The 10,779-nt window shown below is 30.3% G+C and carries 8 protein-coding genes; 5 read left to right on the top strand and 3 right to left on the bottom strand.

Translation table 11 applies throughout. The annotated features are described in order from the left end of the window. The first annotated feature begins 151 nt into the window (after positions 1-151). The 3 genes from ABIN17_03020 to ABIN17_03010 are packed head-to-tail and all read left to right on the top strand — an operon-like array spanning position 152 to position 4,354. Complete coding sequence (locus tag ABIN17_03020; protein MEO0284028.1) at positions 152-763, top strand: chlorite dismutase family protein; 612 nt, start codon at positions 152-154, stop codon at positions 761-763. Between the two features lies 1 nt (position 764). Further along, a complete protein-coding gene (locus ABIN17_03015; protein MEO0284027.1) occupies positions 765-1,763 on the top strand; it encodes an NAD(P)/FAD-dependent oxidoreductase in 999 nt (332 codons plus the stop codon). A 53-nt stretch (positions 1,764-1,816) separates the two neighbouring features. Next, positions 1,817-4,354 (top strand): M6 family metalloprotease domain-containing protein, encoded by a 2,538-nt coding sequence (locus tag ABIN17_03010; protein ID MEO0284026.1) that lies wholly within the window; start codon positions 1,817-1,819, stop codon positions 4,352-4,354. Here ABIN17_03010 and ABIN17_03005 read toward each other — a convergent pair. Genes ABIN17_03005 through ABIN17_02995 form a run of 3 tightly spaced genes read right to left on the bottom strand, consistent with a single transcriptional unit; the run spans position 4,351 to position 7,929 of the window. Further along, positions 4,351-5,499, bottom strand: coding sequence for an ABC transporter permease subunit (locus ABIN17_03005; GenBank protein MEO0284025.1), 1,149 nt, complete (start codon positions 5,497-5,499; stop codon positions 4,351-4,353). The genes ABIN17_03010 and ABIN17_03005 overlap by 4 nt on opposite strands. After that, positions 5,492-6,217, bottom strand: a complete 726-nt coding sequence (locus ABIN17_03000; protein MEO0284024.1) for an ABC transporter ATP-binding protein — start codon at positions 6,215-6,217, stop codon at positions 5,492-5,494. The genes ABIN17_03005 and ABIN17_03000 overlap by 8 nt, the downstream gene beginning before the upstream one ends. Before the next feature lie 14 nt (positions 6,218-6,231). After that, positions 6,232-7,929 (bottom strand): oligopeptide transporter, OPT family, encoded by a 1,698-nt coding sequence (locus ABIN17_02995; GenBank protein ID MEO0284023.1) that lies wholly within the window; start codon positions 7,927-7,929, stop codon positions 6,232-6,234. Between the two features lie 33 nt (positions 7,930-7,962). Here ABIN17_02995 and accD point away from each other — a divergent pair, with 33 nt between their 5' ends. Beyond that, a complete protein-coding gene (gene accD, locus ABIN17_02990) occupies positions 7,963-8,781 on the top strand; it encodes an acetyl-CoA carboxylase, carboxyltransferase subunit beta (protein ID MEO0284022.1) in 819 nt (272 codons plus the stop codon). Continuing rightward, positions 8,772-10,778 carry a putative LPS assembly protein LptD gene (locus tag ABIN17_02985; GenBank protein MEO0284021.1) on the top strand — a complete coding sequence of 669 codons (2,007 nt, stop codon included), beginning with the start codon at positions 8,772-8,774 and terminating at the stop codon, positions 10,776-10,778. The genes accD and ABIN17_02985 overlap by 10 nt, the downstream gene beginning before the upstream one ends. The last annotated feature ends 1 nt before the right edge of the window (position 10,779 follow it).

The following is a 10,779-nucleotide window of genomic DNA, read 5'->3' as shown; positions in this document are numbered from 1 at the left end:
AACTTTCCTCTTTTGAAAACAATGTGATAAGTGAGCTTCAACTTGAACTTGAAGTGGGTATGAATGACCATTTTGATGCTTCTATTTACCAGATTTTTGATCAGGTTCCCGGTTTTCCTCTTGAATATATTGAATTGAATTTGAAGGAAAAATGAAAGAAAAAATTCTATGCCACTTTAATTTTTTGAAAGGTGAAGAGGAAGTCATAAATAAATTTTTTGATGGATTAGTTTCAGAAAGAAAATTTTTATACAGGGTATATCCTTCAAGGAGTGAGTATGACTTTTTAATATGGACCGTTAAAAGTATTGAAGGTAGTGAAACTGTTTTTAATTTTATGAGAGATTATTATGAATCTTTCAAAGATTTCAAAGATAAATTAAAATCAGAACTTTCACTCTGGGGTTATACAAAACCTTCAATCTACACAAAAGGAAAATCACCCCAAGAAATAGATGTTTTTTCTGAGAGAAAAAAATATTTAATTATCTACCCTTTTATAAAGACTCCTGAATGGTATCTTTTAAGTATGGATACAAGGCAGGGTATGATGAATGAGCATATAAGAATTGGAAGAAAATATCCTGAAATAAAACAATTACTTTTATATTCCTTTGGAATTCAGGACCAGGAATTTATCGTTGTTTATGAAACAGAGGATATAATAAATTTTTCAGAACTTGTTTTTGAATTAAGAGGTTCAGAAGTGAGAAAATACACATTGAGGGATACACCAATAATAACTGGATTTTTAATAAGATAAAATGGAAAGGGAAATTTTTGATGTAACAATAGTTGGTGGAGGACCCATCGGTCTTTTTGCTGCTTTCTATTGTGGAATGAGGGAAATGAAAGTCAAAATAATTGAGGCAACCGAGGAAATAGGAGGTCAATTAACAATGCTATATCCTGAAAAACCAATTTATGATATCCCTGGATTTCCTGAAATAAAAGCAAGGGACTTTATTAAAAATCTTTATGAACAGGTTAAAAGGTTTAATCCTTTAATTATTCTCGGTGAAAAAGTGGAAGAATTTGAAAAAGATGGTGATATATTTGTTTTAAAGACCCATAAACTACAGAGGCATTATACAAAAACTATTATAATTTCAGCAGGGATCGGAGCTTTTACCCCTAATAAAATTGATAGACCGGGTATAAATGAATTTGAGGGTAAGGGAATTTATTATTTTGCAAAAAATTTTGAAGAATTTAAAGGTAAAAAAGTTTTAATTGTAGGTGGAGGTGATTCTGCTCTTGACTGGGCTTTAAATATTTATCCCCTTGCTGAAAAGGTAACATTAATTCACAGGAGAGAGGAATTTAGAGCTCATGAAGCTTCTGTAAAAGAACTTTTCAATTCACCTTGTATAGTTAAATTGAATTATGAATTAAAGGAAGTTAAAGGTGATAGCTGGGTTAAAAAGGCTATTATTTTTCAAAATAAAACTTTTAAAGAGGAAGAAATTGATGTGGATGCTGTTATTCTTGCTCTTGGATATAAGGCAAATATAGGTAAAATTGAGGATTGGGGATTTGAAATGGATGGAAGGTATATTAAGGTAAATTCAAGAATGGAAACAAGTATAAAGGGAATTTTTGCCTGTGGAGATATTGTGAGTGTTGAGGGTCTTGGAAATACAAAACTTTTAGTTACAGGCTTTGCGCAGGCTGCGATTGCTGCTGGCTCAGCCAAAGCCTTTATTGACCCAAAAGCGAAGATTTTCGGCGGTCATTCAAGTGAGATTCTGGGTAAAAAATAAATATTGACTTTTTTTAAATTAGTTTTTATAATAAATTTAGAGGAGGTAAATGGATGAAAATTTTAATAACTTTTATATTTTTAATGCCTCCGCACCCAAATTTAAAGAATAAATTAACAAAAGAAAATTGGGATAAAATGGTAAAGGTTCTAAAAGAGGCAAGAGAAAAAGGTGTCAATCAGCCTGATTATGAGAATTTAGAAAAATTCAGAATAAGAATTTTAATGAAACAGCAAGATACAGCCAATGTTCCTGTAATTCTTGTTGAATTTACAGATAATTTAGCCGATTCAACTGTCACACACTTTGAGGATATGCTCTTTTCAGTTGGAACATACTCTACTGGCTCACTTACAGACTACTATCTTGAAAATTCCTATGGAAATTTCTTTATAAAGGGATGGGTTTCAAACTGGTTAATGATGCCACAAACTTACTCCTACTATGTTGATGGTCAATACGGTTTTGGTTCATACCCAAGAAATGCTCAGGGACTTGCAAGAGATGCAGTGCTTGCTGCTGACCCTTATGTGGATTTCTCACAGTTTGATAGAAATAACGATGGTTATATTGATGGACTTTTTATAGTTCATGCTGGTCCAGGAGCTGAAGAAACAGGAAATCCAAATGATATATGGTCACATGCCTGGGTTATTCCTGGCGGGGTGCAAGTAGATGGTGTTATAGCATACAGATACTCAATGGAACCTGAAAATGGGAGGATGGGTGTTTTTGGTCATGAATACGGACATGTTTTAGGACTCCCTGACCTTTATGATACAGATTATTCTTCTGAAGGACTTGGAAACTGGTCCATGATGGCAGGAGGTTCCTGGGGTAATAATGGAAGAACTCCTGTCCATTTTGATGTATGGTGTAAATATAAATTGGGTTTCCTTTCACCAACAAATGTTACAAGTATTATAAATAATGCTCTTTTTTTACCTGTTGAAAACTCTCCTATTGCTTACAGATTATGGACAAATGGTGCAAACTCTCCACAATACTTTCTCGTTGAATACAGAAAAAAAATAAAATTTGACTCCTATTTGCCAGGAGAAGGTCTTTTAATATTTCATATAGATGAAAACCAGCCAAATAACAGAAATGAATGGTATCCAGGACATACAAGTTTTGGACACTATAAAGTTGCCCTTGAACAGGCTGACGGAAACTGGGACCTTGAAAAAAATAATAACCCAGGTGACCCAAAAGATCCTTTTCCAGGTTCAACCAATAAAAAATCCTTTGATAACTATACAATTCCTGATTCAAAGGATTATAATTTTAATACCACTTATGTATCTGTTACAGGAATCACCTATTTAAATAACAACTTTTACGCTGACCTTGCTGTTGTTCCAGTTTATAACATTTCAGTGGATTCTTCAAATTTCCCTCTCATAATTAAAAAGGACAGTTTAATCAATCCTATCATATATGTATCAAATAGGGGTTTTTATTCACAAAATTTTAATTTAACACTCAGGATAGATTCCCTTTCCATTCCTGTATATGAATACCAGATTCAGGGACTTACTTTATCTCCAGGAAGTTCAAGTTTTTACAGTTTTCCAGTTTACAAGACCAAATTTTCTAATGGTATCTATAATATAAATGCTTACATAACATCTTTAAGTGAACAGATGTTCAAAAATGATACTTTAAAACAAAAACTCTTTTCTTATGAATTAATAAACTTTTTAAACTCACCTTTTTCAAGTGTTCCCCCAACAATAGATGGCATAATAGAGCCCAACGAATGGTCCTCAGCATATATTCTTGATATTTCAGATTATTTAAAAATAGGCGGAAAAAGAAATATTCAGGAATCTTTTCTTTATATAAAAAATTCTGAAAATGCCTTATATTTAGGGATAAAGGTAAAAGATACAACTTCAGGTTCAGATTACATAAGAATTATCTTTGATGATAATGCTGATGGAAAATTTCCACCCTCACCAAATACTTCAGAAGGTGAGATTAAATTCCAGCAATCAGGTTCTTCTTTTACCGCAACATTTATTCCCTATTTTACAGGTGGTCAGCAGGGTCAATCCCATCCTTTAAATTTAAATTTTGCTATATCAGAGATTGGAGAGGAAAGACATTTTGAAATAGAAATTCCTTTCTCCCTTTCAGGTTCAGGACTGGATGAATATTTAAATGTAAATTCAAGCATAGATACCTTTGGATTTTTTATAATGGGAAGAAATTCTTCAGAAGCAGATATAAATCCTTACTGGTTACAGAATATTCCCCTTACACAGATTAAAAATCCTTCCCTTTACGGTAAGGTAAGAGTTCAAAATGTAAATGTTGGAATAAAAGAAGGAGAAATTTCTTATTTAAAAGAAAAATTGAATGTGGAATATGTAAAAGAAGGAATTAAAATTATATACACTCAGCCAGATTATTCTCCCTATGAAATAAAAATTCTTGACTTAACAGGTAGGATCCTTTTCAAAACAAAGGTAAAGAATAAAAAACTTACAAAGTTTTTACCCTATAAGGAAAGTAAAAAGGGTATTTACTTTGTAATAATTGAAAAGGAGAAAGGAAAACTTAAAAGAAAGTTTATTATTAACTAAACTCTAAATATTATATCTTCCCTTTCAAATAAGCGGATTAAAAGTAAAAATAAGATTAAAAATGTTATTAAATTAGTTATAATTGAAATTAAATAAAATAAATAAAACATTTTCCCTCCTTCAAATACAAGTTTTGTAACATAAATAAAATTAATTACAGGAATAAAAGATATACGGAGATCTACCTGAGGAACTAAAAAAAGAAATAAAAAAAGGGGCATAAACCAGAAAAGCAAAGTGCCTTGAAGAAAGGATTGCGCTTCCTTAAAAGTCCTTGCAAAAGAAGAAATAACCATATTAATTGAAGAAATTAAAAAAGCAAGAACAAGAACAAAAATAAAAAGAAGAAATACCCTGTGAAAGGATGGAAAATATACATTCAAACTTTCCCTATACTCAGGTGGAACATTAAAAAATAAAATCTTCGGGAAAACAAAAAAATAAATAAGAATTGCAAGAATTGATGAAGTAAAGGAAAGTAAAACAACTACCAGTAGTTTACCTGAAATTAAATAAAATCTTTTTGCAGGATAGGATAATAGAAGTTCCATTGTTTTTCTTTCCTTCTCACCTGTTATAACTTCAATTGAGGGATAAATTGAGGATTGTAAAAGAATTATTAAAAAATAAAAAACTATTAAAATGAAAAAAATTTCATTTAAACCTTCCCTTACATAAATCGGAACTTCTTTTATTTCATAATCTAAGAACAAAGGTTTCTCAATATTTTCTTTCTTAAAAAATTCCTCTATCTTTTCATTTTTATATTCAACTAAAACCTTCTTTATAATTTTAATTTCTCTATAATTTTCAAGACTTTTAGGATTGAATAAAATTTTAAATTCATTATTTTCAAAAATGAGACCTAAAATATTATTATTCTTCAAAATTAAAGATTCAGGTTTTTCAGAAAGAACTATTTCAAAACCTTCTTTTTTAAGCAGATTTTCTATTTTATCATATTCCTCAAAAGGTTTAATTACTATTTTTGAAGTTTCCTTTGATTTTACACTGATTAAATTTGAAACAAACACAAGTAAAAGTGGAATACCAATTACTGGTAAAACAAAAAGGTTAAATATTGTTCTTTTATCCCTTATAACTTCAAGAAATTCTTTTCTAAAAATCAAAATAAAATCATTCATACATCACCTCCATAAAGAATTCCCTTAAAGATTTATTTTTCTTTTCAAACATAAGTTTTTCTTTTTCATAAATTTTCTTTATCTTACCTTTAAATAAAAAAGCAATTCTATCTGCAAGATATTCAGCCTGTTCCATCACATGTGTTGATATCAGGATCGCTTTGTCTTTTTTCTTTAACTCTATCAGATAATCTTCAATAACTTTAGCTGATGGAACATCAAGACCCTTTGCAGGTTCATCAAGTATCAAAACTTCAGGTTCAGAAATTATTAAAGGAATAAGTAAAACTTTCTGCTTACTTCCAAGAGATAATTTCTCAATCAACATATTCTTATACTCACTTAATTCCATTCTTTCAATCACCTCTTCAATTTTTCTTTTTTCAATTTTATTTTGATAATAAAGTTTTGAAAAAATTTCTATAAACTCTATTACCTTTAACCTTGGATAAAGTCCTGTATCTGAGGGAAGGTATCCTATAAATTTTTTTGCTTTATCCTCCTCTTTTGAAATATCTATTCCATTTATCAGGACACTACCTTCATCAGGTTTCATTATTCCTGCTATTATTCTTAAACTCGTTGTTTTTCCTGCTCCATTTGGACCGAGTAAAGCAAATATTTCGCCTCTTTTAACCGTAAAAGAAACACCATTAACTGCCTTTATTATATCCTTTTGTGTTTTAAAAAATTTTTTTATATTTATGACCTCAATCATATCTTCTATAAATTTTATTTTAATCTAAAAAATGTATAGATAGAAAAGATTAAAAGGGAAATTACCCCGAAAAGAGGATTCAAAATATTAAAATTAAAAAGAGAAATTCCTGATAGAATTATTATTGCGAGAATTATTCCACTTATAGCATCACCTGCAACAAAACCAGAAGCAAGTAAAACTCCTTTTTCCTTTTTCTTTATTAAATCAGAGATAATACCACCAAGGGCAATAGGAGTTGAAAGGGAAAGTGGAAGGTAAAGTCCAACAGCAACAGGTAAAGAAGATATGCCAAGAATTTCAAGAAAAACTGTTATCATAATTCCTGAGAAGAAAAGATTAAAGGGCATATTACCTTCAAAAATACCCTTTACAATAAGTGACATAAGCGTTGCTTGTGGTGCAGAAAGTTTTTCGCTTCCAATAACATAAGCCTTATGTAATAAAAAAAGAGTAAAACCTATAAAAATTGAGGAAGTTAAAACACCTATTATTTCTCCAATTTCTTGTAATTTTGGTGTTGCTCCAACAAGATAACCTGTTTTCAAATCCTGAGAAATATCACCAGCAATTGCCGCTGAAATACACACAAAAGCACCTGTTGTAAGAGAAGCTATCATAGCAGGAAAACCTCTTCCACCGAGGGAATAGATTATTAAACTGAAAGTAAAAAGTGTAGCAATTGTCATACCTGAAACCGGATTTGAAGAAGAGCCAACAAGACCTACAATTCTTGAAGAAACCACGACAAAAATCAAGGAAAAAATAACTATAAGTAAAGAGGTAAAAAAGTTTTGATTAAAGAAAGGTAAAATTGAAATTAAAAGATAAATAATTAAGGAAGAAATAAAAATAAAAGAGAAAGGAAGATCTTTTTTTCCTGGTCTAAAGGAATAAAAACTTCTTTCCTTAAATAAAGGTAAAAGAATTTTTAAAAAAGAAATAAAACCACCTGCAAATACTGCTCCTGCACCTATATATCTTATATATTTGCTCCATATGGTATGGGGATCTAAAAGTTTAGCCTCCTGAAAATAATTACCTATTAGGGGAATTAAAACAAACCATCCTAAAAGACCTCCCCCAAGAAGAAAAAAGGAAATCCTTCTACCGAGAATAATTCCCACACCTAAAAGGGCAGGGGAATTTTCAAAACCCAAGTTAATTTTATTTTTAAAATTAAAATAAAAAACATCAGGAAACAATTTAAATCCTAAGGCAAAAAATCTATATAAAAAACCTGAAAAAATGCCTTCAAAAACACTTTTAGCCTTTTCTCCCCCTTCATCACCTGCCTTTAATACTTCAGCACAGGCTCTTCCCTCAGGAAAAGGTAAATCTTTATCCTCTTCCTCAATAAATTTTTTCCTTACAAGTATCATAAATACTACACCGAGAATTCCTCCTAAAAGTGATGTAAGAAAAATATAAAAAATTGAAGGATTTATTCCTAACAGAATAAGAGCAGGTATTGTAAAAATTATTCCAGCTGCAAGGGATTCACCTGCTGATGCAATTGTCTGAACAATGTTATTTTCAAGAATTGTTCCTTTTTTTAAAATTCCCCTTAAAATAGCCATTGAAACACAGGCAGCAGGAATTGAAGCAGATACGGTCATACCAGCTTTAAGACCGAGATAGGCGTTACTTGCACCAAAAATTATTGATAAAAGAATACCAAGAATCACTGCTCTTAAAGTAAATTCTTTCATGAATTAATTATAAGACATACTTTATAATAGTTTATGTTCTTCAGAAAACCTTTTAAACCTGATAAAAAGGAAATAGTGGCAGAAGTGTGGAGAAAGTGTGACAGTTGCAAGGAAACCCTTCATTTGGCTCAGCTTGAAAAAAATCTATGGGTTTGTCCAAAATGCTCCTTCCATTTCAGAATACCTGCTAAAAAATACATTGAAATTTTATTTGAGGAAAATTCCTTTGAAGAACTCTTTAAAAATATTGAATCAGACGACCCTTTAAATTTTCCTGAATATAAAAAGAAAATTAAAAAAGCAAAAGAAGAAACAGGATTAAATGAAGCATGTATAACAGGAAAAGGGAAAATTGGAAAGTTTTCAGTCTCAGTATTTGCTTCAGACTTTTCCTTTATGGGTGGTAGCATGGGATCTGCCTATGGAGAAAAATTTTTCCGAATATGCGAGTATGCAGGCAGAGAAAAACTACCTTTAATTTCAATAACTTCTTCAGGTGGTGGAGCAAGAATGCAGGAAGGAATTCTTTCCCTTATGCAACTTGTAAAAACAAATATAGGTATCAAATTACTTGAGGAAAATAGATTGCCTTATATAACCGTGCTCTGCGATCCAACAATGGGAGGTGTAATGGCTTCCTTTGCAGCGCTTGGAGATATATCCCTTGCGGAAAAAGGAGCTCTACTTGGTTTTGCAGGACCAAGGGTAATTGAACAAACAATAAAACAAAAACTACCTGAAGGATTTCAGAGAGCAGAATTTCAGTTTGAACACGGGATGATTGATGAGGTAATTGATAGAAGAGAATTGAAAAAGAAAATAATAAAAATTCTTAACATTCTTTGGGATTAATAATCTATTTAATTTTATTTAAACCAATTAAATTTCAGGCTGACTCCCTATTTTATGATGCAGGGAAAAAAATATTTTATCTATATAGAAATGTAAAAATTGATTACGAAAACATAACCCTTTACTCTGATACAGTTTTATTTTATCAGGAAAAAAATCTTATGTATGCTTACGGAAACGCCAAATTAAAATCAGGAAAGGATTCCTTAAAGGGAGAAAAAATTTTATATAACTTACAAACTCAAAAAGGAAAAGTAACAAAAGGAAAAACTAAAATTGAAAAAGGAATATTATGGGCAGAAGAAATTTTTAAAGTTGATAAGGATAATTTAAAAGCCTTTAAAGCACACTATACAACATGTGATTTAGATTCACCTCACTATTTCTTTTTATCAAGTAAGGTAAAAACCATCCCTAAAAAAGATATAATCGCACAACCTGTTATCATGTTTATAAAGGATTTCCCTGTTTTATACCTTCCTTTCTGGATTTTTCCTGCAACAAGAGAAAGAAAATCAGGATTTTTAACTCCAAAACCAGGGAGAAATTCTCTTTTAGGGTTATACCTCAAAAACATTACCTATTACTGGGTAATAAATAACTATATGGACTTTACCTTTGGATTTGACATTTATGAAAGAAAAGGAGTAACTATATTAAGCGATTATGAATATAAAATTTTTAAAGCCCTTGAAGGTAATATAAATGGAACATTTACAAGGGAAATTAATCCAAAAAGGGAAAGATGGAGTATAAACGGAATTCATTCACAAAATTTGCCTTTTAATATTAAAATGCAAGCAAAGGCTGACTTTATATCGGATAGGACCTATATAACTGATTATTCTGAATACAGACCTGAAAGACTTAAAAGTGAAGCATATTCCTTTTTGGCTTTTTCTAAAAATTTTAAAATATCATCATTAAACTTAACTCTTGATCACAGAAATGATTTTTTAAATAAGAGAAAGGAAACAAGAGTGCCTTACCTTTCTCTTAATCTGTTTGGAAAACAAATTGGTCCAATGGGATTACAGGGAGGATTAAATTTTTCAAGAAAAATAACAGAAGATACTACTAAGAAAACTGAGGATAAATTTTTAAGTATGACTCAGGGAATTTTTTTGCAAAACAATATTCTTGGAATATTTAATTTGACAAGTTCAGCAAATTTTTCACAGAAAATATATCCTGAGGATACTTTGCATAAAAGGTTCCCTGTTTCACATAGTATATCCTTAAATACTTCCTCTGCAATAACCTTTTATGGAAAATCCATTATAAAACCCCCGTTTTTCGATAACTTTTACCACCTTGCTACTTTATCCTTAGGTTACAGTTATAAACCAGGTTTTAGGGCAATAAATGTCAAAGGAGAAGGACCTAAAAATCCTTCATCAAGTATGAACTTGAGTCTTAAAAATGATTATTATGTTAAAAAGGAAAATAAAAAATATTCTTTAATTAATTTTTCTATTTCTTCTAATTATGACTTTCTAAAAAAAGAAAAAAAACTCTCAAATATAAATTTTACAGGAACAATACCTTTACCATTTAATTTTTCTGGTAGCTCTTCTTTTATTTATAATCCTTATTCTGGAAGAATTGAAAGTTCTGATTTAAGATTATCTTACAACATAAATTTATTTTTTACAGATAAAATTTTGCCTTCGCAGGAAAAATTAAGCTTTGGAGGTACTTATACCTATCAGAAAAATATTTCAAAGGAAACACAATTATTAAGTGCACAGATAAACGGAAAAATTACAAAAATGTGGGGTTTAAGTTTCAATTTCACTTATACAAGCGAAGAAAAAAGAGTCGTATCACAGAGCTTAAATCTAACAAGAGATTTACATTGCTTTTCCCTTGAAATAAGATGGTCTAAAACAGGACTCTTTTATGATTATCAATTCAGAATATGGATAAAGGAAATACCTGATTTAAAAATAGAAAGAAATTTCTTTGAAACGATTTTACCTTCTCTACAAGAATAAG

The sequence above is a fragment of the candidate division WOR-3 bacterium genome (assembly GCA_039803925.1).
Classification (GTDB): Bacteria; Hydrothermota; Hydrothermia; order Hydrothermales; family JAJRUZ01; genus JBCNVI01.
This window is presented reverse-complemented; position numbering and strand designations above follow the sequence as displayed.

What these genes read in the sequence shown, in the direction of transcription:
- ABIN17_03010 (MEO0284026.1), top strand. Translation starts at nt 1,817, where the DNA reads ATGAAAATTTTAATAACTTTTATATTTTTAATGCCTCCGCACCCAAAT.
- ABIN17_03000 (MEO0284024.1), bottom strand. Translation starts at nt 6,217, where the DNA reads ATGATTGAGGTCATAAATATAAAAAAATTTTTTAAAACACAAAAGGAT.
- ABIN17_03005 (MEO0284025.1), bottom strand. Translation starts at nt 5,499, where the DNA reads ATGAATGATTTTATTTTGATTTTTAGAAAAGAATTTCTTGAAGTTATA.
- ABIN17_03020 (MEO0284028.1), top strand. Translation starts at nt 152, where the DNA reads ATGAAAGAAAAAATTCTATGCCACTTTAATTTTTTGAAAGGTGAAGAG.
- ABIN17_02995 (MEO0284023.1), bottom strand. Translation starts at nt 7,929, where the DNA reads ATGAAAGAATTTACTTTAAGAGCAGTGATTCTTGGTATTCTTTTATCA.
- ABIN17_03015 (MEO0284027.1), top strand. Translation starts at nt 765, where the DNA reads ATGGAAAGGGAAATTTTTGATGTAACAATAGTTGGTGGAGGACCCATC.
- accD (MEO0284022.1), top strand. Translation starts at nt 7,963, where the DNA reads ATGTTCTTCAGAAAACCTTTTAAACCTGATAAAAAGGAAATAGTGGCA.